Below are 25406 nucleotides of genomic sequence, written 5' to 3'. Positions count from 1 at the left end.
TTGAATTGAACATTTCCCGAGGTATCGGCCGGTTTTCAACTGGTGCACTTTTACAGGCCGGTGATACCGTTCATTCGGTAACAGGGAATTTGATTGTTACAAGTACATCAGTTGAGTGTAGGAAATTTCTGTAAGTGTTGTAGGTTCCATCTGTTCATATATTTCGCCGGTAAATCACCGCGCCAGCAGGCGCTCTGTAGGTTATCTTGGCGGGCCAAAGCAAAAGCAATGAATGGATATCGCATGAATAAAGTGCTTATCGTGGATGATCATCCGGTCATACGCCTGGCCGTACGCATGCTGATGGAGCGGCATGGGTATGACGTCGTGGCGGAAACCGACAACGGAGTGGCTGCGCTGCAACTGACACGGCAACACCTGCCGGATATCGTGGTGCTCGATATCGGTATCCCCAAGCTGGATGGCCTGGAAGTAATCACCCGCATGACGGCTTTCAGTCCGGGCAGCAAGGTGCTGGTGCTGACATCGCAGGCCCCCGGCAACTTCTCGATGCGCTGCATGCAGGCGGGGGCGGCGGGGTATGTGTGCAAGCAGCAGGAACTCACCGAACTGCTGAGCGCCATCAAGGCCGTACTGTCGGGCTACAGCTACTTCCCCAACCAGGCCCTGCATGTATCACGTGGAAGGGGGGGGAGCGAGACGGACATGGTCAACCGCCTCTCGGCACGGGAGATGACCGTGTTGCAGCAGCTGGCGCGAGGGCGTTCCAACAAGGAAATTGCCGACAGCATGTTCCTCAGCAACAAGACGGTCAGTACCTACAAGTCGCGCCTGTTGCTCAAGCTCAATGCACGGTCGCTGGTCGACTTGATCGAGCTGGCGCAACGGCAAGGGTTGAGCTGATCGCCAAGGCCGTAAAGCCTCCAGCCAGGAGGCTTTGCCAGGGTTACAGGTCGTAGTCGAAGTCGGCCAACTGCTTCTGCAGGCGCCTTTCCTCCAGCATATTGTCGATGGTGCGGCGCTTGCTCAGGTTGGTCTTTGCGGTTTCCACCTGGGGTTCCGCTTCGTCATCTGCGGCAACAAAATCATCTTCGATCGACAGGTCGTCTTTATCGCTACTCATGAGTCGCTCCAAGCCAAGGGGCCATTGGCCGTCCTTATAACCAGAAAGCAGACGCTGGTAAAAAAGATTTTTTCAATCGCAGTGTGTGGTTTCGAGCTATCGACTCAATCGTCGGAGGTCTTGTGCTTGTACTCGCACAAGTCTTCAATCCGGCAACTGCCGCAGCGTGGCTTGCGTGCCTGGCACACATAGCGCCCGTGCAGGATCAGCCAGTGGTGGGCGTCGAGCAGGTAATCCTTTGGTACGAACTTGATCAGCTTTTTCTCCACTTCCAGCACCGTCTTGCCTGGCGCAATGCCCGTACGGTTGCTGACCCGGAAGATATGGGTATCCACCGCCATGGTTGGCTGGCGGAACGCTGTGTTGAGCACTACGTTGGCGGTCTTGCGGCCAACGCCGGGTAGCGCCTCCAGGGCTTCGCGAGTCTGCGGGACCTGGCTGTCATGGCGTTCGATCAGCAGCCGGCAGGCTTCGATAACGTTCTTCGCCTTGCTGTTGTACAAGCCAATGGTCTTGATGTACTCACTCAGGCCTTCGACGCCCAGCGCATAGATGGCCTCGGGGGTGTTGGCGACCGGGAACAGGCGTGCGGTGGCCTTGTTGACGCCGACATCGGTGGATTGCGCAGACAGTGTCACGGCGACAAGCAACTCGAACGGGGTGGTGTACGCCAGTTCGGTCTTCGGGTCGGGGTTGTCTTCGTGCAGCCTGCGAAAGATCTCCAGGCGTTTGGCGGCATTCATGAAATCAGAGCTTTCCTTGATGACGTGATTGGGCAGGGCCCGGACGCAGGCAATTGTACAAGGCCAACAGCAGTCCGAGCAGTAGCAAGGCGCCCGGGGCCAGGCTGGCCAGGTGCAGGCCGATACCGTCGGCCAGCCATTGGCGGCTGGCACCAAGCAGCAGGCATGTGGCAAGCAGCGCGCAAAGGTGGCCGGCGAGCAGGCGCCAGCGCCCTTGATCGGGCAGCAGGTAGTCAATGGCCAGGCATTGCAGGCACAGCAGTGCGGGATAGTGGCCGAGGGAGAGTGCCAGTGGCAGCAGCCAGGCACGCAGTGCCAGTTGCAAACAACTGGCCAGGGCCGCCAGAACCAGCAGGCTGGCCAGTACATAGGTCCAGGTGACAGACCGTCGGCGCAGGGGGGCCATTGATAGCTGGTGAAGGCTGCTCAGCAGCACTGCGCACACGCCTATGGTGGCGCCGTCGCTCAGTGTTCGGGTGGCGCCCAGCAGAGGCACCAGGCTTGCGCCGAGCAGGTAGAGCCTATTCATGCGTGGCGCCCTCCAGCAATACGCTGCGCTGCTCATCGAAGTAGCTCAGCGCTTCCTGTAGCGCGACGATCACTGCACGTGAGGTCACGGTTGCGCCGGCCAACTGATCAAAGTCGCCCTGGTCGCGCTTCAGCGCCCAGTGATCGCCCAGCTGACGGTTGGCAAATTGCCCCAGCCAGTTCAGCTGCGCATCACCCAGGCGTGCACCCAACCCAGGGCTTTCCTGTTGCTCGACCACCTGGCTGCCGATCAGTCGGCCGTCCGCTGCGATGGCCACGCTCAGCACGATAGGCCCGGCATAGCCCTGGGCCTTTGTGACCAGTATGACGGCGGCCGGTTTACCCGCCAGCGTTGCCCGGTAAGCTGCCAGGATGCGGCTGTTTGGCCGCTGTGCGGCGGGCCTGGGCAACGGGCTGTCCAAAGGTTGGTTGTCGTAACTGCCTTCTGGCAACACCGCCAGCCGCTGGCGGCTATTCAGTTGCTTCTCGGCGTCGGCGATGGCTGCGCTGGTCCAGTGCCGCCAGGCCAAAGTGGTCGACAGCGCCAGTGCTCCGGTCAGGAGCAACAAACCCACATCACGTACCAGGCGCTTCATCGGGCAACCTGCTGGCGCTGCAGAGCCAGGCGTTCGAGGCTCGGCGCCATGAGGTTCATGAGCAGGACGGCGAACGCTGTACCGTCCGGGTAGCTACCCCAGGTGCGGATCAGATAGATCAGCAGGCCCGCCCCCAGGCCGAAACCCAGCTTCGCCCACTCCTGCCGGGGCCCGGACACCGGTTCGGTGGCAATGAAGAACGCCGCCATCATGGTCGAGCCGGAGAACAGGTGCACCAGGGGGGAGCCGTTGGAGTCCGAGCCCGAGCCATTCCAGCCCAGCAGGCTGAACAGGAACAACCCAGCCAGCAGACCGACCGGCACATGCCAACTAATAACCTTGCGTTGCAGCAGAAACAGGCCGCCCAGCAGGAACGCCAGGTTGACCCATTCGCTGCCCCGTCCACCGATGCTGCCGAAGCCCGGGTGACCGGCGAACAGTTCATCGATGGTCAGGCTGCGGTTGTGGCGCAGGCCGTCGAGCAGCGTCGGCCTGGCCCAGGCATCGATCTGCTCGCCGCCGGCGAACACCAGCTGCAGGCTGTCGAGCAGGCCTGGTGCCGGCCCCGGCCAATGGCTCATCTGCAACGGGAAGCTCAGCAGCACGAAGGCGTAGCCGACCATGGCCGGGTTGAACAGGTTGCGCCCAACCCCGCCAAAGGCCTGCTTGCCGATGCCGATGGCAACGCTGGTAGCGACCACCGGCAACCACCAGGGTGCCAAGGTGGGCAGGGCGGCGGCCAGCAGCACGGCGGTCACCAGCGCGCTGCCGTCGTTCAGCGCCGTGCGCAGCGGTTGTGCTCGCAAGGTAAGCAACAGCGCCTCGCACAGCAGCGCGGTGCTTGCGCACAGCAACAGGTTCAGTAGCAAACTCCAGCCATGCAGCCAGAACAGCGCCAGCAGGCCAGGTACGCAGGCCAGCAACACCAGGCCCATGCTGGTGCGTAGCCGCGGGTCGGGCTTGGCGGTCATTGGGCGAACAGCCCGTTGAAGCCGGAAAACGCCATGGCCATTACTCCGGCCCCAAGCAGTTCGATGGGCAGGCCGCGCATTGCCCCGGGGACGTCGGCATGAGCGCTGCGCTGGCGCAGGTCGGCGAACAGCACCAACGCCAGCCAGAAGCCGCCGCCGGCCAGCAGGCCTTGCAGCAAGGTAGCGAGCCATGTGCTTTCGTCGCTTGCCTGTTGCAGGGTCAAGCCCAGTACTACCGCGTTGCTCAACAGCAGCGCGGGCAGTTGCGTCACCGGCCAGCTCGGGCGCCATCTTGTCAGTAGCCATGGTAGGCCCCAGGCAAGCACGGCCAGCCAGGGCAACAACAGGAACAGGGCAAGGTCCTGGGCTTGCAGTGGGGCAAGCACCCCGCGCACCAGTAGTTGTGCGCCGATCACGCCCAAGGCAATGCACAGTGCGCAGGCGAGGCCGTGCACGTGGAGGTGCAGCCTTGGGAATGGCTGTTGTTGCAGGCACAGGTGATTGACCAGCGCAGCGCTGATCAGGACCAGGATGTAGTCGCTCATGAGATGACGATAGCCGGGAATCGGGGCGATTGTCCGGGTTTGGCATCAAGGTGCCGGAGTCATTGTGAGAGCGGGCGTGCCCGCGAACACCGGAAACGCCGGTGCCATGCACCGAGTAGTCAGTTTCGCGGGCACGCCCGCTCCCACAAGGTCCAGCAGGTTTTGTTACTTGATGCGCTGGCCTGGCTTGGCACCGCTGTCCGGGCTCAGCAGGTAGATCTCTTCACCGCCAGGCCCGGCCGCCATGACCATCCCTTCGGACACCCCAAAGCGCATCTTCCGTGGCTTGAGGTTGGCCACCATCATGGTCAGCCGGCCTTCCAGCTGGGACGGGTCGGGGTACGCCGACTTGATGCCGGAAAACACGTTGCGGCGCTCGTCACCGATGTCCAGGGTCAGTTGCAGCAGCTTGTCCGCGCCCGGTACGGCCTCGGCCTTGACGATCAGCGCCACGCGCAGGTCGACGGCAGCGAAGGTGTCGAACTCGATTTCCGCCGACAGTGGGTCCTTGGCCAGCTCGCCATTGCCGGCCGGGGCCTTGGCTTCGGCGGCCAGCAGGTCTTCCTTGCTGGCGGCGACCATGGCTTCGACCTTGGCCGGTTCGATGCGGCTCATCAGCGCCTTGAACGGGTTCAATTGGTGGTTTTCCAGGCGCGACAGGTGGTCGTTCCAGGTCAGTGGTGCCACGTTGAGGAAGGCCTCGGCGTCGGCAGCCAGTACCGGCAGCACCGGCTTGAGGAAGATCACCAGCTGACGGAACAGGTTGATGCCTTGGGCGCAGATGGCCTGAACTTCATCCTGCTTGCCTTCCTGTTTGGCCAGCGACCATGGGGCCTTGTCAGCGATCCAGGCGTTGGCGCGATCGGCCAGCGCCATGATTTCGCGCATGGCACGGCCGAAGTCGCGGCCTTCATAGGCGTCGGCGATCGACGGGGCGGCCGCCAGGAAGGCTTCGGTCAGCTCCGGTGCAGCATCGCCAGCCACCATCACGCCTTCATTGCCCTTGTGGATGAAACCGGCGCAGCGGCTGGCGATGTTGACCACCTTGCCAACCAGGTCGGAGTTGACCTTCTGCACGAAGTCTTCGAGGTTCAGGTCCAGGTCATCGACGCCACGGCCCAGCTTGGCGGCGTAGTAGTAGCGCAGGTATTCCGGCTGCAGGTGGTCGAGGTAGGTGCGGGCCTTGATGAAGGTGCCGCGCGACTTGGACATCTTGGCGCCGTTCACGGTCAGGTAGCCGTGCACGTTGACCGCGCTCGGCTTGCGGAAGCCCGCGCCTTCGAGCATGGCTGGCCAGAACAGGGCGTGGAAGTTGACGATGTCCTTGCCGATGAAGTGGTACAGCTCGGCCTTGGAGCCTTCGTTCCAGAACGCGTCGAAGTCCAGCTCCGGGCGGCGTGCACAAAGGTTCTTGAAGCTGGCCATGTAGCCGATCGGTGCATCCAGCCACACGTAGAAGTACTTGCCTGGCTCGCCTGGGATCTCGAAGCCGAAGTACGGCGCGTCGCGCGAGATGTCCCACTCCTGCAGGCCCGAGTCCAGCCATTCGGCCAGCTTGTTGGCTACCGCGTCCTGCAGCGTGCCGCTACGGGTCCACTGTTGCAGCATGGCCTGGAAGTCCGGCAGCTTGAAGAAGAAGTGCTGGGAATCACGCAATACCGGGGTGGCACCAGAGATGGCCGACTTGGGGTTCTTCAGCTCGGTGGGCGCGTAGGTGGCGCCGCATTTCTCGCAGTTGTCGCCGTACTGGTCTTCGGCCGCGCACTTGGGGCAGGTGCCCTTGATGAAGCGGTCGGCGAGGAACATCCCCTTTTCCGGGTCGAAATACTGGGTTACCGAACGGGTGGCGATGTGCCCGGCGTCTCGCAGGCGCGCGTAGATCAGGCCCGACAGCTCGCGGTTTTCTTCGCTGTGGGTGGAGTGGAAGTTGTCGAAGTCCACCAGGAAGTCGGCGAAGTCGCTGCTGTGTTCGGCCTGGACGTTGGCGATCAGCTGTTCCGGGGTGATGCCTTCCTTCTCGGCGCGCAGCATGATGGCCGAACCGTGGGCGTCGTCGGCGCAGACGTAGATGCACTGGTTGCCGCGCAGCTTCTGGAAGCGGACCCACATGTCTGTCTGGATGTACTCGAGCATATGGCCAAGGTGGATCGATCCGTTGGCATAGGGCAAGGCGCTGGTGACGAGAATCTGACGTGGCTCGGACATGGTGGCTCGGCTACTTATCTGGCGACGGGGTAAAAATGAGGTTGATCGGCCACTATAAAGGGCTGGCGAAGATATTTCACCCCGCATGCGCATCTGCTGACGATTGACGGGTTAGGATAGGCGTCTGTTTTACATTCAGTTTGCCATTGGGAGTCTCCATGAGTGCCGTCACCCGTGCCGCCGTCGAAGGCGTGCTTCGCCAGTACACCGACCCCTACCTGAACCAGGACCCGATCAGCGCCGGCTGTGCGCGCGCAATCGATATCCAGGGCGGCCAGGTCAGCGTGCAATTGCAACTGGGTTATGCCGCAGGGCTGTTCAAGAACGGCTGGGCCCAGGTGCTGCAGACCGCCATCGGCAACCTGGAGGGCGTCAGCAGTGCCCAGGTGTCGATCGACTGCGTGGTGGCTGCGCACAAGGCCCAGGCTCAGGTGCCGGCAATGGCCAACGTCAAGAACATCATCGCCGTGGCCTCGGGCAAGGGCGGTGTGGGCAAGTCGACCACCGCGGCCAACCTGGCCCTGGCGCTGGCTCGCGAGGGCGCGCGGGTGGGTATTCTCGATGCCGATATCTATGGCCCCAGCCAGGGCGTGATGTTCGGCATCGCCGAAGGCACCCGCCCGCAGATTCGCGAGCAGAAGTGGTTCGTGCCGATCAAGGCCCATGGCGTGGAAGTCATGTCCATGGCGTTCCTTACCGACGACAACACGCCGATGGTATGGCGTGGCCCTATGGTTTCCGGCGCGCTGCTGCAGCTGGTGACCCAGACTGCCTGGGACGACCTGGATTACCTGGTGATCGACATGCCGCCGGGCACCGGTGACATCCAGCTGACCCTGGCGCAGAAGGTACCGGTTGCCGGTTCGGTGATCGTCACCACCCCGCAGGACCTGGCCCTGCTGGATGCCAAGAAGGGCGTGGAGATGTTCCGCAAGGTCAACATCCCGGTGCTGGGCGTGGTGGAGAACATGGCCGTGCACATCTGCTCGAACTGCGGTCATGCCGAGCACCTGTTCGGCGAAGGCGGTGGCGAGAAGCTGGCGAGCCAGTATGGCGTCGACCTGTTGGCGTCGTTGCCGCTGTCGATGCTGATTCGCGAGCAGGCCGATAGTGGCAAGCCGACGGCGATCGCCGAGCCGGAAAGCCAGATTGCGATGGTCTATCAGGAGCTGGCCCGTCAGGTGGGCGCGCGGATCGTGCTGCAGGAAGCTGCTGCGCCGGCGATGCCTAGCATTACCATCAGCGAAGATTGACTGGCAGACCGAGTCGCCTGCTTCGCGGGTAAACCCGCTCCCACAGGTACAGCGCAGACTTCAAGTACCGCGCTGTCCCTGTGGGAGCGGGTTTACCCGCGAAGAGGCAGACTCGGTCTTTCGGTCAGGCATAAAAAAACCCGCCGGAAGGCGGGTTTTTTGAAAGCTAGGAAGCTTCGATCGACTTAGGCGATCTGAACTTCTTCAGCCTGCATGCCTTTCTGGCCGCGGGTAGCGACGAAAGTAACAGCCTGGCCTTCTTTCAGGGTTTTGAAGCCGTCAGCTTGGATGGCTTTGAAGTGCACGAACAGGTCGTCGCCCGACTGAGGGGTGATGAAGCCGTAGCCTTTCTCATCGTTGAACCACTTAACAACACCGGATTGACGGTTGGACATTTTTCTGTCTCCTTGGACAATTTGATAACGGTCAGGAAAAACCCTGGCCGGGACTGAGCGCAAAGAGAGCAGAAAATTCAGCGATGGGCCGATCAGGATCGTGCATCAAACTAGAGATTCTCGGTGTCACGTGCAGCACAGTGGCGCCACCTTACCCCACTTTCCGCAACCTGCCAATGGTCAGAAGGCGCTTTACGCAAATTCGGATCGACGGCGGCTGAAGCCCCCGCCCGGCGCGGGATGAGGCATGGAACTTTAACCTGGGCGCCGGGACCGGTAAGATGCGCGTCTCGATTTTTCACCTCGCAACTCTTCAGGACACCCCGCCATGAGCATCAAATCGGACAAGTGGATTCGCCGCATGGCGCAGGAACACGGCATGATCGAACCGTTCGTCGAGCGCCAGGTGCGCGGCGAACAGGACAGCCGGGTGATCTCCTTCGGCGTCTCCAGCTACGGCTACGACGTGCGCTGCGCCGACGAATTCAAGGTGTTTACCAACATCAACTCGGCCACCGTCGACCCGAAGAACTTCGATGCAGGCAGTTTCGTCGACATCAAGAGCGACGTGTGCATCATCCCGCCGAACTCCTTCGCCCTGGCGCGTACCGTCGAGTATTTCCGCATTCCGCGTGATGTGTTGACCATCTGCCTGGGCAAGAGCACCTACGCCCGTTGCGGCATCATCGTCAATGTCACCCCGCTCGAGCCCGAGTGGGAAGGCCATGTGACACTGGAGTTCTCCAATACCACCACGCTGCCGGCGAAGATCTACGCCAACGAAGGTGTGGCCCAGATGCTGTTCCTGCAGTCCGACGAAGAATGCGAAGTGTCGTACAAGGACCGTGGCGGCAAGTACCAGGGCCAGCGCGGCGTCACCCTGCCGCGTACCTGAGCCGACAAGCGCGGGGAATTCCCCGCGCCTTTGGCACTCCAACTGGATAACGCCGGTACGCATGACGCGTAGCGGCCTTGCCAGGAGCAGCCAATGAAACTCCACCCCGCAATCAGTGCCAAGCTGGCAGGCCTGCAGCCCAACCACGTCGGGTTGCTACCATGGTCACTGCTGGCACACCCGCTGCCGATGCAGGCGGGGGGCGTGCCCCACCAGCCTGACCCGGATACCCCGCAACCGCCGGAGCCCGGTGAAACACCACCCATGGAGCCGGGCGAGCCGACCCTGCCGGACGAGCCTCCACCGGCACCTGTAGCCTGAGTGATCCGGGCTAGAGCGGCCAGACGCGGTCTGCACCGGTCAGGAACACCCGGCTGGCGCCCGTGGGGGCAATTTCCCAACCCCCGGTAAATTCACCGAACGCCGGCAGCAGGCTGACCTGTCCATCGATCAGGAAGCAGGGCAATCGCAGGCGTTGCCGAGCCTTGCCGCGCAGGACGAATACCGGGTGTAAGTGCCCTGCCAACACCGGTTGGGTCGGGTGGGGGCGGGGTTCGTGCTGTAGCGCAAAGGGTCCCAACAGCCAGGGTTCGCTCACGACTTCGATACCGAGTGACGCGGGCGGGTCACCGGCGTTTCGATCATGATTGCCGCGGATCAGCACGATTTTCAGGGTTCTGTGGCGCTCTCGCCAGGCCTGCAGCGTTGCCAAAGTTGCCGGTGCCTGCGCTGCGCGCGCATGCAGAAAATCGCCAAGAATGATCAGTTGCTCGCAATCATGCCTTGCCAGCAATGCATCCAGGCGAGCGAGTGTCGCCTCGGTGGTGCCGCGCGGTACCGGTTGGTGCAAGGCGCGATAGCTTGCTGCCTTGCCGATGTGCAGGTCGGCCACCAGCAGGGCATGACGGGCTGGCCAGTAGATGGCCTTGTCCGAAAGCAGCCATAGCACTTGGCCATGGTGTTCGATGGGTAAAAGGTTGGTCATTCCGTAGCGTCCGCCGCACTGTTCAGCTCCGCGACCATCCTCGCAATCCGGTCCGCCAGTCTCTCGGTGCTCAACGTTTCGCGCATGCCTTCCACCAGCAAGGCAAATGCCAACGGTCCGGGCCGTTTGAGTGATCGCAGTTCCAGCTGTAACTGGCCCATCTTCAGCAATTGCCGGTGCAACCGCTCGATCTCCAGTTCCTCATTCAGCACCTCGTCCCGTGCCTGGGCCAGCAGCAGGTTGCCGGTGTCATGCTTGCGAAATACCTCATAAAACAAGCCGCTGGAGGCCTGGATCTGCCTGAGGCTTTTCTGCGCCGCCGGATACCCGCCAAACACCAACCCGGCAATCTGTGCGATCTCGCGAAAACGACGCAACGCCATTTCTCCTGCGTTGAGGCTGGCCAGTACATCATCCAGCAGGTGTTCGGTACCAAGTGCCTGCGGAAGGTGTGTGGCCCAGTCCACGTTGCCCGGGCTGAGCAGTTCGAACCCGTAGTCATTGACCGCAATCGAAACCGAAAGCGGCTGCACGCGGCTCACCCGCCAGGCGATCAGGTTGGCCAGGCCAAGGTTGGCCATGCGCCCGGCGAACGGATACAGGAACAGGTGCCAACCCTGGCGCGACTTGAAGGTTTCTGCCAGCAGCGTTTCGGGGGTGGGCAGCGCCGACCATTGCGCCTGCAAGGCCAGCAGGGGGCGTACTGCACGCATCTCCGGGCTTTGAAAGCGCCCTTGGGTTGCTGCGCCGAGCTGCTCGACCAGTGCGTCGGCCAGTTCGCTGGAGAGCGGCATGCGGCCACCATTCCAGCGTGCAACCGCTGCCTTGCGCGCGGTACTGCGGCGTACGTAGGCCGTCATGTTTTCCACGCGCACCAGTTCCAGCACTCGCCCGCCGAACACCAAGGTGTCGCCAGGGCGCAAACGGGCAATGAACGCCTCTTCGACGCTGCCCAGCGCCTTGCCCCCACCACCCTTGCTCCAGTACTTGAGCTGCAGGCTGGCGTCGCTGACGATGGTACCGATACTCATGCGGTGGCGACGTGCCAAACGTTCGCTGGCAACCTTGTAAGTGCCGTCGGGCTGGCGCTCGACGCGCTGGTAGTCTGGGTAGGCGCTGAGTGAGCTGCCGCCATGGCAGACGAAGTCCAGCGCCCATTGCCACTGGCTGTCGCGCAATTCGCTGAAGGCCCAGGTACTGCGCACTTCGGCCAGCAACTGCTGCGGGTGAAAGCCGCTGCCCAAAGCCATGCTTACCAAGTGTTGCACCAGCACGTCCATGCACAAGCGTGGCGAATGCCGGGCTTCGATGTGCCCGGCTGCCAGGGCGTGCCTGGCGGCGGCTGCTTCCACCAGTTCCAGGCTGTGGGTGGGCACCAGAGTAACCCGGGAGCGCCGCCCCGGCGCATGGCCGGAGCGCCCGGCCCGTTGCACGAGACGGGCAATGCCCTTGGCGGAACCGATCTGCAGTACGCGCTCCACGGGAAGGAAGTCCACCCCCAGGTCCAGGCTGGAGGTGCAGATCACTGCCTTCAGGTTGCCTTGCTTGAGGCTGCGCTCGACCCAGTCACGGGTATCGCGGGCCAGTGAGGCATGGTGCAAGGCAATCAGCCCGGCCCACTCGGGGCGTACCTCGAGCAGGGCCTGGTACCAGAGTTCGGCCTGCGCCCGAGTGTTGGTGAAGACAAGGCAACTAGTGCTGGCATCTATCTCCCGGCTGACCTGATCGAGCATCTTCAAACCCATGTGCCCGGCCCAGGGGAAGCGCTCGATGGCCGTTGGCAGCAGGGTATCGATCTGCAACTGCTTGTCCTGTCGGCCTTGTACCAGCAGGCCGCCTTGTGGCTGCAATACGTCCAGCGCATGTTGGAGATTGCCGAGGGTCGCGGACAGGCCCCAGGTCGGCAGGCTCGAGTGCCAGTGGCGCAGGCGGGCCAAAGCCAGTTGCAGTTGTACCCCACGCTTGTTGCCCAGTAGTTCGTGCCATTCGTCCACCACTACCAGCCGCAGTGTGGCGAAGTCTTCGCGAGCTTGTGCCCGGGTCAACAGCAGCGTAAGGCTTTCAGGGGTAGTGACCAGTACACTGGGCAGGCGCCGTGCTTGCCGGGCACGTTCGGCACTGCCGGTGTCGCCGCTGCGAATGCCCACGCTCCAGGGCAGGCCCAGGTCGTCCAGCGGCATCTGCAGTGCGCGGGCGGTGTCGGCGGCCAAGGCTCGCATGGGGGTAACCCACACCACCTGCAAGGGTGCAGCATGACGTCCTTGGGCTTCGGCCTTGAAGGCCCTCAATGCGGCGAGCCATACCGCGTAGGTCTTGCCGGCACCGGTACTGGCATGCAGCAAGCCGGATTCGCCCCGTTCCACGGCGGCCCAGACACGGCGCTGGAAAGCGAAAGGCTTCCAGCCACGCTTGGCGAACCAGGCCTTGGCGAGGTCGGTGGCGGCGGGCATGGGGCATAGGGTCCTTCGGTGGCTGTGTTTCTACAGACAACCAGCCAGGCGCAATGGTTTTACCGGATCAGTTTGCCAGCAGATAGCCGCTGCGGCACACCTGCTCGCCTGCGACGTGGGCGATGACCATGCCTGCGGTAGCCATGCGCCGTACGTTACGTGCATACAGCAGGCCGGGCTGGCTGTTGCGGATGGCCGTCACCCGGTCGTTGAGCGGGTCGATGACTTCAGCGATCAGCTGGCCCGCCTCCAGGTGCTGGCCTGGCCGGGCGTGGTACACCAGCAGCCCGCCCAGTGGCGTTATCACCGGTTCGACGGCGGCCAGCGGCGTGGCTGGGCAGCGCAAGTCGGGCAGGGCCGGGCTTGCGCCTTCGATGACCCCCGCATGGGTCAGGAAATCGAGAATCGCCTGGCAGTCCTTGCTGGCCAGGTCGTGGCTGACATCGGCCTGGCCGCGCAGCTCGACGGTGACCGAGCAGCAGCCCAGCGGAATCGGGAACCGTTTGCCGAAGCGTTGCTGCAACTGCCACCACACCAGGCTGAAGCATTCATCGAACGACTGCCCGCCCGAATCGGTGGCCAGCAGGCTTGCCTGGGCACCCAGGTAGCGGGCCAGCGGTTCGATCTGCGGCCAGGCGTCTGGCGTGGTGTACAGGTGCTCGACCGCCTCGAAGTCGCAGTGCAGGTCCAGCACCATGTCGGCATCGCAGGCCAGGCGCTGCAGTATCAGGCGTTGGGCCTGCAGCGGTGTGCGCGCCGGGTGTGCGTCCAGCCCCCGGCGCAGGTATTCGCGGATCAGTGCGAGGTTGTGTGCCGGGTCGTCGGTCAGGTGCTCTTCGATCTGGTCGCCGATGCTGTCGGAAAGGTCGACGAAGTTACGGTTGAAGTTCTCGCCGCTTTGCAGTTCGAAACGCCCCAGCGGCGCGTCCAGCAGCACCTGTTCCAGGCCGACCGGGTTGGCCACCGGCACCAGGATGATCTCGCGCTGCAGGCGGCCTTGCTGTTCCAGTTCACCCAGGCGGCGCTTGAGGTGCCAGGCCACCAGCATGCCGGGCAGCTCGTCGGCATGCAGCGAGGCCTGAATATAGACTTTGCCGCCACCGCGAGGTCCGAAGTGGAAGCTGTGCAACTGGCGGGTAATGCCCGGAACGGGCGAGAGCAGGTCGTGAGTTGAATGGTGCATGGTGGTCCTGGGTGCGTGGCGAAAACGGTCTGCGACACGGGGCGGCACACAGATAGAAGCACAGTTTTTGGCCTTGCGCCTGCATCGGTGCCCTCCTGGCCACCGCGCAGGCTTCTTCGCGGGTAAACCCGCTCCCACAGGGATCGCACAAAACTCAGCTTTTGTGCATGACCTGTGGGAGCGGGTTTACCCGCGAAGAAGCCAGCACGGTCCAGAAATTGTTTCAGGCCAGCAGCGCCTGCAATGTAGCCAGGTCATCCGCTTCTTCCACTGGCTTGTCCAGCCGCCAGCGCAGCATCCGCGGAAAGCGCACGGCGATGCCGCTCTTGTGCCTCCTGGACAGGGCGATGCCCTCGAAGCCCAACTCGAACACCAGCTTCGGCGTCACGCTGCGCACCGGCCCGAAGGTTTCAACGGTGGTCTTGCGGATGATGGCGTCGACCTTGCGCATTTCTTCGTCACTGAGCCCTGAATAGGCCTTGGCAAAGGGGACCAGTGCCCGACCCGGCGTACCGGCTGGCGCGTCCCACACGGCGAAGGTGTAGTCGCTGTACAAGCTGGCCCGCCGGCCGTGGCCGCGCTGGGCATAGATCAGCACGGCATCGACGCTGAACGGGTCGATCTTCCATTTCCACCAGGTGCCCATGTCCTTGGTGCGCCCCACGCCATACAACGCCTCTCGCTGTTTCAGCATCAGCCCTTCCACCCCCAGGCTGCGGGACTGTTCGCGCTGGCGGGCAAGGTCGGCCCAGTCCTGGCCTTCGAGCAGAGGCGAGAGCAATACCGGGGCCAATGGGTGCTGCTCAAGTACCTGCTCCAGCTGCTGGCGGCGTGCATGCTGCGGGCGGCTGCGCCAGTCCTCGCCTTGCCATTCCAGCAGGTCGTAGGCCTGCAGCACGACCGGTGCGTCGCTCAGCAGCTTCTTGCCCAAGGTCTTGCGTCCCAGGCGCTGCTGCAACAGGGCAAATGGCTGCACAGCCAGCTCAGCCGCTGAGCCACCAGGTTTCCAAACCAGGATCTCGCCATCGAGCACGACACCGTCGGGTAGCGTCTGCGCCAGGCTGTGCAATTCGGGGAAGCGTTCGGTGACCAGTTCCTCACCGCGCGACCAGACCCACAGCTGGCCTTCGCGCTTGACCACCTGGGCGCGAATGCCGTCCCATTTCCACTCGATTTGCCATTCGCTCGGCGGCCCGAGCAGTATATCGAGCTGTTCGGTTGATACCTGCAGGGGGTGGGCCAGGAAAAACGGGTAGGGCTGGCCGCCACGCAAGCTATGTTCATCGTCTGATTCCGGGGCTATCAGCCGTTGATAGCTGGCTGCCGTCGGGCGGTGGCTGATGTCGGTGTAGCCAACCAGGCGCTGGGCCACGCGTTTGGCATCCAGCCCCGCCAGTTGCGCGAGGGCGCGAGTGACCAACAGCTTCGATACGCCCACGCGAAAGCTGCCAGTGATGAGTTTCAGGCAGAGCATCAGGCTGGGGCGGTCCAGCTGGGCCCAAAGAGGCGGCAGGCGTTGCTGGATCTCCTCGACTGGCAGGCCGCGCAATGGCAGCAGATGGGCTTCGACCCAGCGGGCGAGGCCATCGTCGCCAGGGTGGCGGCTTTCCGGTACCAGCAGGGAAATGGTTTCGGCCAGGTCGCCAACGGCCTGGTAGCATTCCTCGAACAGCCAGTCAGGCAGCCCCGCCAACCTGCCGGCCAGCTCCCGCAGCACGCGTGTAGGCACCAGTTGGCGAGGGCGGCCACCAGCCAGGAAGTACACCGCCCAGGCGGCATCCCCAGCCGGGGCGGTGCTGAAATACTCGCGTAGCGCCGTGAGCTTTGCAGTGCTGGAGGTAGTCGCATCCAGCCTCAGGTACAGCTCGGCGAATGCTTTCATGCGTCTGGCTCCGCGGCTACCACGTCATCTTCCTCGCCGTACTCGGTCACGAAGGCGCGGGCATCAAGGCCTTGTTCGATGAGGTAGCGCACCAGCACATTGACCGAGCCATGGGTGACCATCACGCGTTCTGCGCCGGTCTGGCCGATGGCCCAGAGCAATCCCGGCCAATCGGCATGGTCCGAGAGCACGAAGCCTCGGTCTACCCCGCGCCGGCGGCGGGTGCCGCGCAACAGCATCCAGCCACTGGCAAAGGCATCGCTGTAGTCGCCGAAACGGCTCATCCAGCTGCTGCCACCCGCCGAAGGCGGTGCCAGGACCAGTGCCTGGCGCAGCAGCGGGTCGTTGCGTGGGATATCGCCGACATAGCGGGTTTGCGGAAGGTAGACGCCAGCGTCCCGGTACACCCGGTTGAGTGGTTCGACAGCGCCATGCACGAGGACAGGACCAATGTTGGCGTCCAGCCCATGGAGGATTCGCTGGGCCTTGCCGAAGGCATAGCAGAACAGCACGCTGGCTTTGCCCTGTTCGCAATTGGCGCGCCACCAGGTATTGATGCCGGTGAAGATCTCGCCCTGGCTGGGCCAACGGTAGATGGGCAAGCCGAAGGTCGATTCGGTTATGAACGTGTGGCAGCGCACCGGTTCGAACGGCGTGCAGGTGCCGTCGGGCTCCACTTTGTAGTCGCCGGAGGCGACCCAGACCTCGCCCTGGTACTCCAGGCGCACTTGCGCCGAGCCCAGTACATGCCCGGCTGGGTGCAGGCTCAGGGTTACGCCATGGTGGAGCAGGCGTTCGCCGTACGGCAGGGTTTGCAGGTCGATGTCCTGGCCCAGGCGGCTGCGCAGGATGCCGGCGCCTGGGGCGGCGGTGAGGTAATGGCGGTTGCCTACGCGGGCATGGTCGCCGTGACCATGGGTAATAACAGCGCGGTCTACGGGGCGCCACGGGTCGATGTAGAAATCACCGGGCGGGCAGTACAGGCCTTCGGGGCGGGCGATGACGAGGTCCATGGCTCAACGTCTGGAGTAGGGCTTGCTAGGTCAGAGTGTCGAGGCCTGCGACAAGTTCTATGTGTGAGGCAGCCCTCTCGAGGGCTGCCAGACCCGCGTCAGGAAATAGCGACCTTCCAGCCCGATTTTCGGGCTTCTTCGATGCTGATCTTGGCGACGCGGGCGATGTTCAGGCGTTTGCCGCCATGCATCAGATATGGCGAAGCACGGAAGTGATCCCAAGTGGTATCGACGCTGTCGGGCAGCAGGTCCTCGGTGTCATAAGCGATTTCCAGGGTGACAGGTGAAGAAACCGCAGGGGCGCTGGCATCTCCGTCGCTGATCATGCGGTAGTCGGCGATTGCGCTTCCCACCCAAAGTTGTGCATTGATGGTAGCGCCAGCTGGAACTTTGAGCGTATCAGGCCAGGAAATTTCAATTTTCAGGGTTTCTGTAGCCATGTTCATCATCCTCTTGATGGAAAGTGTGCCGCACCTGTCCGGGAACAGTGCGGCACCGAGGATGCTAGGTAGCTGGGCGGCTGCCGGTAAGCAGGAAAGGCTCCACTAGCGCCCAGGCACCAACGTCAAACGCTGGTTGCCATACGCCCGCCCGAAGTTCTGCTGCTGCAGTGGCAGGCTCATGAAGCGCCCTTGGAACCAGGCATCCAGCCCATCGCTGTAATGCCTGCTGGCCGGGTTGCCGGACTGCCCGCTGCTGGTCAGCACCTGCAACGGCTCGGCCTGGCCGAAGTCGACGATCATCCGTGCCGAGGCCGGCAGGCGGGTGTCGAATTCGCTGCCCCAGGCATATGGCGTCAGGGCCAGGGTGGTGAAGTCGCCACCGGCAGCCAGCGGCGAGCGACCGAGGGCATCGCCCAGGCCATGATAGGCCGGTGCCGGCCAGCGGTACTGGTGCAGCTTGCCCCACTGCCAGGCGCGGCGGTCGGCGCCCAGTTGCGCGGTGCCGGCATCCACAGCGCCCGCCAGGCTGCGGGCGAGAATGGCCGGCTTGTCTTCTTTCTGCGGGGTATTGCGGTCATCCCAGAACGGGCTGTCGTCGCGGCCCAGCAGGTGGTCGGCCTGCGCCGAGAACGACAACCGCGCATTGCTGACGAAAGCCTGCCAGGCCGGGCCGGATTCCGGGCCCAGGTCATCGAGGAAGGTTTGCCGGGCGACTTCCTGGAGGAACAGTTCGTACAGTGCGGCATCGGCCGACACCGGGCTCAGGCGGCCATCGAAGGCCTCGAGCCGGGCCAGCGCGTCGCGGGCCTTGTCACGCTGTGCGGCGGGCAGGGCATCGATCGCCTGCTTGAGCGGCTGGGCCATGCCCGGGGCGTCGAACATCTGCTTGAGCTTGTCGGCCAGCAGGGTGGTCTGGTCGTTCTGCAGGGCCATCAGGCTGCGGCTGTCGTGGCGGCCATTGCCGGCCAGCTGGGCCAGGCGCTCGGCGCGCTCGGGGTAGTACCAGGTGCTGGACAGCTGCATGCCATAGCCACGCGGCAGGCTGCGCTGGTTGGCGTGGCCGATCCAGCCGGCGGGCGGGTCCTGATCGTAAGGGTGCAGCATCGGGTCGGCATAGCCGTCCCAGTCGTAGCGCCCGTCCCAGCCCGGCGACGGCAGCAGGCCCTGGCCTTCGCGACGGTTGGGGTAGCGGCCACTGACTTGCCAGCCGATGTGCTCGGGTTCGGCGAAGACGAAGTTGAGGGCGGCGGCGGTCACTTCACGGGTGCTGTCGAAGGCACGCTCCACGCTCTTGGCACGGGTCAGGTCGAACAGCGCATCCAGGCTGCGGTCGCCCTTGAACTGTGGCAGGTTCAGCGCCAGGCCCAGGCTGGCATTGCCTGGCTGGGCCAGCAGGGTGCCGTGGCGGGTGTCGTACATCACCTCGCGCAGCGGGCGCTGGCCGCGGACGAAGAAGGTTTCGCTACGGGCGCGGGCCGGCAGCCATTTGCCGTCGGCGAGGTAGCTCAGTTGGCTGCCCTGGTAGCGCAGTTGCTCCAGATACAAATCCTGGTTGTCGGCCATGACCGCGCTGCTGCTCCAGGCCAGCTTGCCGTTGTAGCCGGCCAGCACGATCGGCAGGCCAGGCAACGACAGGCCGGCGACCTGGTACTTGCCGGTGTGGATCTGCACCGGGCTCAGGGCCCAGGCGGCTCGGCTGTCGCTGGCCAGCAAGCTTTTGCCGCTGCGGCTGCGCTGCGGCGCCAGGGCCAGGTTGGCCGAGCCCGGGCTGCCCAGAAGGTCGAGGTCGGCCAGCTTCTGGCTGGCGGCTGCCAGGGCTGGCAGCCCCGGCAACTGGCTGGCCAGGTTCAGGCCCTTGAGCTTGTCCACTTCGGCTTCGGCCAACGGCTCGTCCGGGGCGCCGGGTAGCAGCCAGGCCAGCTTGTCGCTGCCGGCTTTTTGCGCCAGGGTCAGGGCGCTCAGTTCTTCCTGCAGGTTCACCGACTGGCTGAACGCATACAGGCTGAAGATCAGTGCCGAGTCCTCGGGCTTCCAGTATTCGGGGCGGTAGCCACTGCTGGCCAGGCCGGCGGGCAGCTTGTCGCGGTAGCGGAACAGGTAGGCGTTGACCCCGCGTGCATACACTTCGAAGAAGCGCTTGAGCCGTGGCGACGCGTCGGCGTACTGCTGGGTGGCGCTCTGCTTGAGGTTGGCCGCGCGCATCAGGCGGTCGATGTCCAGCGCGTCGCTGCCGGCCAGTTCTGCCAGGCGGCCCTGGGCCAGCAGGCGCATGGCGACCATCTGCTCGATGCGGTCGCCGGCATGCACATAGCCCAGGCTGAACAGGGCGTCATGGAAGCTGCTGCTTTCGATCAGTGGTGCGCCCATTGCGTTGCGCCGTACCGAGACGTTCTGCGCCAGGCCCTTGAGTGGCTGCACACCGCTGGTCGGCGGCACGCTGTCCTGGTAGCCGCCCGTCTGGCAGCCGGCCAGCACGAGCATGCCGAACAGCGTGGCAGCGGTTGCGAACCGCGGGCGGAATGGAGGAAAGGCGGGGGCGGCCATGACAAGGGCTCCTGCAAGGCGTGGCGGGTTTCGAAAGGCGCTAAGGTAGTGAGCGCGCAGACGCCGTGCAAGGTCCCTGGGCGGTTTATTTTTTGTGCTTGGCGTGGGGTGTGCGGTGCCTGTGAGATCGAGCGCCGCCCGCGCGGCGCTTCGCAGCACAAGGCTGCTCCTACATTTGTTTCGGGCCAATTATTCCTGTGAGGTTTGTGCGCGAACGCTTTGGCGCATGGCTCGATATCGCGTTGTACGAACAAGGCGGTCGCGTGCACTGGCATAGGCATTACTGGCCCGAAACAGATGTAGGAGCAGCCTTGTGCTGCGAAGCGCCGCGCGGGCGGCGCTCGATTTGCGCGCCACCTCAAAAATCAAGACATTCACTCAAACCTTGAAATGTTCGGCCACGGCGTCGGAAAAGTGCGTGCAATTGATGCGAGCAAGGCGTTGATAGTCACGGCTGACGGCGAAGGCCGAGCCTGGCATCAATAGCACCTTGTGCTGTTCCAGGCGACGCATGAAGGGCCTCAGGTCGGCCAGTTCGGGGTGGTAGACCCACAGGAACATGCCACCTTGGGGCGTTATGTCGAATTGCCAGCCACGCGCCCGCAACAACTGCTGGGTCTGCGCCTGCTGCCGGATCAGGCGCTGCTGCAGGTCTTGCATGTGCCGGGCATAGGTGCCGTCGGACAAAATGGTGTTGACGAAGCGCTCGCAAAACGCCGGTACCGCCACGCAGGTCAGCAGCTTCAGGCGTGTCAGCGGCTCCATCAGCTCTGCCGAGCAGGCGATGTAGCCCACGCGCAATGAGGCGGACAGGCATTTCGAGAAGCTGCCGATGTAGATGACCCGCTCAAGGTCGTCCAGTTCGGCAAAGGTCTGGCGCACACCCGGGCTGAAGTCGCCGTAGACATCGTCCTCGACCACGAAGAAGTCATGTTCCACCGCCAGGCGCAGGACGCTAAAGGCATTGCGCGGGGTGATGTTGCCGCCGGTCGGGTTGTGGAAGGTACTGTTGCAGAAGAATGCCTTGACCTTGTGCCTGGCCAGGTGCTCCTTCATGTCTTCCACGCTCGGTCCGTCCTGGGTTCGGCGCACCCCGACCACATGGCCGCCGGCCAACTGGATCAGCTTGATCAGGTTGCCATTGCCGGGCTCGTCGACGAACACGTGATCGCCTGGCTTGATCAACAACCGCGCCACCAGGTCCAGCGCTTGTGTGGCGCCCAGCGTAGTCAGCAACTGAGTTGGCCGGGCATCGACACGGGTCAGGCGTTTCAGGTGCACGCACAACTGCTTGCGCATGGGCAGGTAGCCCTGGATGTCGCCATATTCTGCCAGCGAACTCTGCTCCAGGCGTGCCGTGCGCCGAATTGCCCTGGCCAGCAGCTCGGTGTCTCGCCAGGCGGGTGGTAGCCAGCCGCTGCCCAGTTTGGTGTAGTGCTGGCCCCCCTGCAGCAACTTGAACAGCGGGTCGTCGGCCATGCCTGCGGGCGTATCCACTGTGCCGGTTTGCCGTGTGTGGCTGGCGACGAAGTAGCCGCGGCCAGGAATGGCGGTCAACACACCTTCGCTTACCAATCGGGCATAGCTGGAGACGACATCGTGGTAGCTGCAGCCAACCGCCGCCGTCAGCTTGCGGATGGACGGCATGCGCTGGCCAGGCAGCCATTCGCCGGCTTCGAGGCGCTGTTTCAACTGGTCATGAAGGCTGTGCGGGCGCATGGCGGGTCCAGCAGCTGTTAGAAAAAACAGCCTAACAGTTAACCGGAAAGCGCGTCGACTGTTCGAGCTTCAGGGCGCGGCAGATGCCACCATGCACCTGTCGGCCTCTTTCCAATGCCGAATTCCACCCGTCCACCAACCGTGAGCACACGCCATGTCGAGCCCCCTTCCACGGCGCACGTACCTGTATTTCACCGCGCAATCGATCAACCTGACGACTGCGGTCATGTCCGTGACCATGGCGGCCATTGTCGGGGCGGCGCTGGCGCCTGCCGCCACATGGTCCACTGTGCCCTATGGGTTCCAGTTCCTCTGCCTGATGCTGGCTACCTATCCGGTCTCCAGGCTGATGAGCCGCATTGGCCGCAAGCGCGCCTTCATGTTGGGCTCGGTCCCTTTGGCGGTGTCTGGCATCAGTGGTTACCTGGCGGTGCAGTACCAGCACTTCCCGACGCTGGTGATCAGCCATTCGGCATTGGGCATCTACATTGCGTTTGCCAACTTCAATCGCTTCGCGGCCACCGATAATCTGGCCCAGAACCTGAAGCCCAAGGCGCTTTCCCTGGTGGTGGCCGGTGGTGTGATCGCTGCCGTGGTCGGGCCGGCGCTCACCGAGTGGCTGAGGGACGTTGGTGGGTATCCGCTGTTTTCGCTGTGCTACGCCGCTTTTGTCGGCCTGGCGGTGATGTCGTTGCTGACAGCGGCCTGCCTGCCCGGCGATACCGGCACCGCCAGTAACGACCGTGCAGCGAAACCGGCTGGCACGACCGCCGAGCCGCTGAGCCCGGTGGTTGCCGTGGCCATGGCGGTGGCCGCGCTGGGCTACGGCATCATGAATTTGCTGATGATCCAGGCGTCCATGCACATGAAACACATGCATGAGGACTTTTCCGACGTTCGCCTGGCGATTCAATGGCATGTGATTGCCATGTTTGCGCCGTCGTTCTTCACCGGCGCCATCATCCACAAGCTCGGCATCAGGGCCACCATCTGTCTCGGCCTGTGCCTGCTGATCGGTTGCACGGCCATGAACATGTGGTCGCACAGCTACGCGATGATGACCTTGTCACTGATAGCCCTGGGCCTGGGTTGGAACCTGACCTACGTGGGCGGTGGGGCGCTGTTGGCGCAGACGCTGCAAAACAGCCCGGCAGCGATGCAGATGCAAGGGAAGAACGATCTGGCCATTGCGGTGTTCGCGACCGTTGGTGCATTCAGCCCATCGCTGTTGCTGGGTACGGTCGGCTGGGATGGCACCAATGCCATTTGCATGGCCCTCTGCATCGTGCTGCTCATGGCCACCGCAGGGTTGCTGCAGCGCAAGGTTTCAGGGCCTGCCAGGGCCAGTTAGACCCCGGCTACCCTCCGCGCGGCCCGCAGCAGGGACGCGCGAGTGCTGTTCAGGTCAGGCGCCGTGGCACTTCTTGAACTTTTTCTGGCTACCGCACGGGCATGGGTCGTTACGGCCAACGTCCTTCAGGGCGTTGCGTACCGGCTCCTGGTGGCCGTGGTTGCAGTGCGGGCCGTGTACATGGCCATGATCGTGGTGGTGATCATGATCGTGGTTGCAGTCAGGGCCATGAACGTGGGGTTGCTGGGACATTGCAGGGTCACTCCGGTTTGTAATCGCCGGGGATTATCTCACCACTGCGCGACAAGTGCAGGTCCCGATGGATGAGCAACCCGGTCGCCAGCTCGCCCAGCAGGCTGTAATGCAGTGGTTGTTCGCTTTTCAGCAGCTTGGCCAGCGGTTTCAGGTGCTGCCACAGGTTGGTCCGTGCGGTGATCTTGAAAGTACGCCGGGCATGCCCGCCGACACTGCGCCACACGCTGGTTTCATCCTGCACCAGCAACAGGTCATTGAGGCGTATGGCATACGACAGGTTGCGGATGAACAGGCGGCTGTCATTGGGGTTGTCGATTCGCAGATGCAGCACGAACTCCTGCTCCAGCAACCTTGCCTTGACTGTCTCCACCTCGACCAGGTGCACCTCGGGTTCGCGCCAGTCGTCACCGCCCCAGCTGGCGCAGCCCGCGAGCAGTGCAAGCCATGCCATCAGGGTGGCGAGCAGCAGCGGGCGGGTGCGGGCGATCATGGTCAGCTACCCACGTAACTGGCGCAGCATTTCTTGAACTTCTGACCGCTGGCGCAGGGGCAGGGGTCGTTGCGCCCGGCCTTGAGCCCGACCGTGGGGTCGATGAAGTACCAGCGCCCGGCGTGCTGGACGAATGCCGAGCGCTCGCGGTGCTGATGGTCACCCTCCTGGTCGTGCCAACGTGCAGTGAAGGTGACAAAACCGTGCTCCGGCTGGCCGCCCAGCACCTCAGCGCTTTCCACCTCCAGGCCCAGCCAGGTGCTCTGGGCGCTCCAGGCGGCCATGGCGGCACGGTCCAGGCCGGCTTGCTGGGCCGGCAGGGTGGTGGCCACCAGGTAGTCGACCAGGCCCAGCACGTAGGCACTGTAGCGTGAGCGCATCAGCGCCTGGGCATCCGGCGCCGGGGTGCCGGCGTGGTAATGCCCGCAGCAGGCGTCGAGCAGGTTGCCACTGCCACAAGGGCAGACCGAGACACTCATCATCACCACCAGTACTTGCCGAAATTTTCAGGGTTGGCCCAGAACTTGGCATTCAGCCAGTCCGGTACCTGCTTGTAGTCATGTAGATCATAGGTGAACAGGCTCAATACCTGCTGGTCACGGCGGAATTTCTCGCTGGCCGACAGGGCAAGGGCAAAGAAATCGGTGTCTTGCCAGCCACAGGCGACCAGGTCGGCCAGCACTGCGACCCGGCTGGCATTGAGGTTGCGAATGCCACCGAGCAATTCCAGGCCGGTGCGTTTTGGCAGGTGCTCCAGGCAGTCCACCAGTACCGCAAGGTCAAAGCGCTGGGCTGCCAGTTCGGCCGGCAGCGGGCCTGGGGCGGCCGTGGCGATGGTTACCTGTGGGTGCGCCTGGGCGAAGGCGTCCAGCGCCGGAAAGCGCGTGCCCACCAGCAGCAGGCGTTGCGGAGTGAAGCGCTCGAGCAGGGCCGCCAAGGCCTGCTGCGGGGTGCGCTGGGAAAAACCGTCGGTCATTGCCAATCCTCGTTGAAGTCATCCAAGACTAGCGGGCCGCAGCGTGCGGGCAAAGAGGCATGTCACTGTGTCGTGGCTTATTGGTGGCAGGGATCAGATGCTCGGTCTTTACTCCCTGAAATCGGCCTTATGCCGATTCCCCCTAGGAGAAGCAATGAAATGAGCATAGTACGCACAGCGATACCCCTGGTTCTGCTCACCAGTGTGTTGACTGGTTGTGCAGGTTTGCAAAAGACCGACTGGCCGAAATGTGCCGCCGTCGGGGGTGTAAGCGGCGCTGCCCTGGGCGCCATCGAGAGCTCCAGCTGGGCTGGTTGGGGCGCGTTGCTGGGCGGTGGCCTGGCGGCGGGCTATTGCTGGGCCCATGGCGATGGCGACGAGGATGGTGACGGTGTGCCGGACAGCCGTGACAAGTGCCCAGGCACCCCGCGCGGTGTGCAGGTCGATGCCAACGGCTGCCCGCCGGAGCCGGCCGCGGTGGTCGAGGAAGTGGTGGTGCAGAAGGAAGAAGTCATCGTCATCCGCGATGTGCACTTCGAGTTCGACTCTGCGCGCCTGACCGCCAGCGACAAGGAGCGCCTCAACACCATTGCCACGCGGCTGAAACAGGAGGCACCGTCCGCCCGCCTGAGCGTCAGCGGCCATACCGATAGCGTCGGCTCCGACAGCTACAACCAGAAACTGTCCGAGCGCCGTGCCCACTCGGTGACCGATTACCTGGTCGAGAGCGGTGTGCCGCGCAGCAGCTTCGTGTCGGTGGTCGGTGCTGGTGAAACCCAGCCGGTGGCAGACAACGCCACGGCCGAGGGGCGTGCCATGAACCGCCGTACCGAGATCAAGATCCAGCGGTAGACCGGCGTGCGTCCGTGCCTTGAGCAGTGGCACGGGCGCGTCTTCACG

The 25406-nt window shown here is 63.6% G+C and carries 26 protein-coding genes; 6 read left to right on the top strand and 20 right to left on the bottom strand.

Annotated elements, in window-relative coordinates; genetic code table 11:
* Positions 1–243: 243 nt before the first annotated feature.
* Positions 244–864 (top strand): response regulator transcription factor, encoded by a 621-nt coding sequence (locus E5221_RS22500; protein WP_015271559.1) that lies wholly within the window; start codon positions 244–246, stop codon positions 862–864.
* Positions 865–907: 43 nt separating this feature from the next.
* Here the strand turns inward: E5221_RS22500 and E5221_RS22495 are convergent, their stop codons facing one another.
* The 7 genes from E5221_RS22495 to metG all read right to left on the bottom strand — a co-directional run bounded on the left by E5221_RS22495 (position 908) and on the right by metG (position 6672).
* Complete coding sequence (locus E5221_RS22495) at positions 908–1084, bottom strand: hypothetical protein (protein ID WP_003258006.1); 177 nt, start codon at positions 1082–1084, stop codon at positions 908–910.
* 104 nt (positions 1085–1188) lie between these two features.
* Positions 1189–1827, bottom strand: a complete 639-nt coding sequence (nth, locus tag E5221_RS22490) for an endonuclease III (protein WP_013973953.1) — start codon at positions 1825–1827, stop codon at positions 1189–1191.
* A 4-nt stretch (positions 1828–1831) separates the two neighbouring features.
* Positions 1832–2356 carry an NADH:quinone oxidoreductase gene (locus E5221_RS22485; RefSeq protein WP_247846485.1) on the bottom strand — a complete coding sequence of 175 codons (525 nt, stop codon included), beginning with the start codon at positions 2354–2356 and terminating at the stop codon, positions 1832–1834.
* Positions 2349–2951: an RnfABCDGE type electron transport complex subunit G gene (locus E5221_RS22480; RefSeq protein ID WP_123084184.1), complete on the bottom strand. Its 603-nt coding sequence runs from the start codon at positions 2949–2951 to the stop codon at positions 2349–2351. The genes E5221_RS22485 and E5221_RS22480 overlap by 8 nt, the downstream gene beginning before the upstream one ends.
* On the bottom strand, positions 2948–3922 hold the full coding sequence (locus E5221_RS22475) for an RnfABCDGE type electron transport complex subunit D (protein WP_247846483.1): 975 nt from the start codon (positions 3920–3922) through the stop codon (positions 2948–2950). The genes E5221_RS22480 and E5221_RS22475 overlap by 4 nt, the downstream gene beginning before the upstream one ends.
* Positions 3919–4467, bottom strand: a complete 549-nt coding sequence (locus E5221_RS22470) for an Rnf-Nqr domain containing protein (RefSeq protein ID WP_039614751.1) — start codon at positions 4465–4467, stop codon at positions 3919–3921. Before E5221_RS22470 ends, E5221_RS22475 begins: the two co-directional genes overlap by 4 nt.
* A gap of 165 nt (positions 4468–4632) precedes the next feature.
* Entirely contained in the window at positions 4633–6672 is a 2040-nt protein-coding gene (gene metG, locus E5221_RS22465) for a methionine--tRNA ligase (RefSeq protein ID WP_015271555.1), read from the bottom strand.
* A gap of 158 nt (positions 6673–6830) precedes the next feature.
* On the opposite strand from metG, the gene apbC reads away from it, so the two are divergent.
* Positions 6831–7925, top strand: coding sequence for an iron-sulfur cluster carrier protein ApbC (apbC, locus tag E5221_RS22460; RefSeq protein ID WP_247846482.1), 1095 nt, complete (start codon positions 6831–6833; stop codon positions 7923–7925).
* 185 nt (positions 7926–8110) lie between these two features.
* Here the strand turns inward: apbC and E5221_RS22455 are convergent, their stop codons facing one another.
* The gene (locus tag E5221_RS22455; protein WP_003254922.1) at positions 8111–8320 is read right to left on the bottom strand and encodes a cold-shock protein; all 210 of its coding nucleotides are present in this window, start codon (positions 8318–8320) and stop codon (positions 8111–8113) included.
* Between the two features lie 328 nt (positions 8321–8648).
* Here E5221_RS22455 and dcd point away from each other — a divergent pair, with 328 nt between their 5' ends.
* Positions 8649–9215, top strand: coding sequence for a dCTP deaminase (gene dcd, locus E5221_RS22450; protein ID WP_003258001.1), 567 nt, complete (start codon positions 8649–8651; stop codon positions 9213–9215).
* A 93-nt stretch (positions 9216–9308) separates the two neighbouring features.
* Positions 9309–9536 (top strand): hypothetical protein, encoded by a 228-nt coding sequence (locus E5221_RS22445; protein ID WP_003254918.1) that lies wholly within the window; start codon positions 9309–9311, stop codon positions 9534–9536.
* A 10-nt stretch (positions 9537–9546) separates the two neighbouring features.
* Here the strand turns inward: E5221_RS22445 and pdeM are convergent, their stop codons facing one another.
* The 8 genes from pdeM to E5221_RS22405 form a co-directional block, all read right to left on the bottom strand.
* Entirely contained in the window at positions 9547–10200 is a 654-nt protein-coding gene (gene pdeM, locus E5221_RS22440) for a ligase-associated DNA damage response endonuclease PdeM (RefSeq protein WP_247846480.1), read from the bottom strand.
* Positions 10197–12650 carry a ligase-associated DNA damage response DEXH box helicase gene (locus tag E5221_RS22435; RefSeq protein ID WP_247846478.1) on the bottom strand — a complete coding sequence of 818 codons (2454 nt, stop codon included), beginning with the start codon at positions 12648–12650 and terminating at the stop codon, positions 10197–10199. Before E5221_RS22435 ends, pdeM begins: the two co-directional genes overlap by 4 nt.
* A 67-nt stretch (positions 12651–12717) precedes the next feature.
* Positions 12718–13833 carry a succinylglutamate desuccinylase/aspartoacylase family protein gene (locus E5221_RS22430; protein ID WP_247846476.1) on the bottom strand — a complete coding sequence of 372 codons (1116 nt, stop codon included), beginning with the start codon at positions 13831–13833 and terminating at the stop codon, positions 12718–12720.
* A gap of 223 nt (positions 13834–14056) precedes the next feature.
* Positions 14057–15715 carry an ATP-dependent DNA ligase gene (locus E5221_RS22425; protein ID WP_061550347.1) on the bottom strand — a complete coding sequence of 553 codons (1659 nt, stop codon included), beginning with the start codon at positions 15713–15715 and terminating at the stop codon, positions 14057–14059.
* Complete coding sequence (locus tag E5221_RS22420; RefSeq protein WP_061550346.1) at positions 15712–16728, bottom strand: ligase-associated DNA damage response exonuclease; 1017 nt, start codon at positions 16726–16728, stop codon at positions 15712–15714. The genes E5221_RS22425 and E5221_RS22420 overlap by 4 nt, the downstream gene beginning before the upstream one ends.
* 98 nt (positions 16729–16826) lie before the next feature.
* On the bottom strand, positions 16827–17168 hold the full coding sequence (locus E5221_RS22415; RefSeq protein ID WP_061550345.1) for a hypothetical protein: 342 nt from the start codon (positions 17166–17168) through the stop codon (positions 16827–16829).
* A 105-nt stretch (positions 17169–17273) separates the two neighbouring features.
* The gene (locus E5221_RS22410; protein ID WP_247846474.1) at positions 17274–19715 is read right to left on the bottom strand and encodes a penicillin acylase family protein; all 2442 of its coding nucleotides are present in this window, start codon (positions 19713–19715) and stop codon (positions 17274–17276) included.
* A 378-nt stretch (positions 19716–20093) separates the two neighbouring features.
* Positions 20094–21434 (bottom strand): PLP-dependent aminotransferase family protein, encoded by a 1341-nt coding sequence (locus tag E5221_RS22405; RefSeq protein ID WP_061550343.1) that lies wholly within the window; start codon positions 21432–21434, stop codon positions 20094–20096.
* A gap of 154 nt (positions 21435–21588) precedes the next feature.
* Between E5221_RS22405 and E5221_RS22400 the strand changes: the two genes are divergently transcribed.
* Positions 21589–22785: an MFS transporter gene (locus E5221_RS22400; RefSeq protein WP_054573725.1), complete on the top strand. Its 1197-nt coding sequence runs from the start codon at positions 21589–21591 to the stop codon at positions 22783–22785.
* A gap of 54 nt (positions 22786–22839) precedes the next feature.
* On the opposite strand, the gene E5221_RS22395 is transcribed toward E5221_RS22400, so the two are convergent.
* The 4 genes from E5221_RS22395 to E5221_RS22380 are packed head-to-tail and all read right to left on the bottom strand — an operon-like array spanning position 22840 to position 24506.
* Positions 22840–23037 (bottom strand): SEC-C metal-binding domain-containing protein, encoded by a 198-nt coding sequence (locus E5221_RS22395; RefSeq protein WP_003258907.1) that lies wholly within the window; start codon positions 23035–23037, stop codon positions 22840–22842.
* 7 nt (positions 23038–23044) lie between these two features.
* Positions 23045–23530, bottom strand: a complete 486-nt coding sequence (locus E5221_RS22390; protein ID WP_061550342.1) for an LEA type 2 family protein — start codon at positions 23528–23530, stop codon at positions 23045–23047.
* Positions 23531–23532: 2 nt separating this feature from the next.
* Positions 23533–24009: a YchJ family protein gene (locus tag E5221_RS22385; protein WP_015271542.1), complete on the bottom strand. Its 477-nt coding sequence runs from the start codon at positions 24007–24009 to the stop codon at positions 23533–23535.
* 2 nt (positions 24010–24011) lie between these two features.
* Positions 24012–24506, bottom strand: a complete 495-nt coding sequence (locus E5221_RS22380) for a DUF6231 family protein (protein WP_003258904.1) — start codon at positions 24504–24506, stop codon at positions 24012–24014.
* A 159-nt stretch (positions 24507–24665) separates the two neighbouring features.
* Here E5221_RS22380 and E5221_RS22375 point away from each other — a divergent pair, with 159 nt between their 5' ends.
* Positions 24666–25358: an OmpA family protein gene (locus E5221_RS22375; protein WP_003258902.1), complete on the top strand. Its 693-nt coding sequence runs from the start codon at positions 24666–24668 to the stop codon at positions 25356–25358.
* Positions 25359–25406: the final 48 nt, after the last annotated feature.

It is taken from the genome of Pseudomonas sp. A2 (genome assembly GCF_023100865.1).
Classification (GTDB): Bacteria; Pseudomonadota; Gammaproteobacteria; order Pseudomonadales; family Pseudomonadaceae; genus Aquipseudomonas; species Aquipseudomonas asiatica.
Note: the sequence above shows the minus strand (reverse complement) of the source record. Positions and strands in the feature narration are given on the sequence as shown.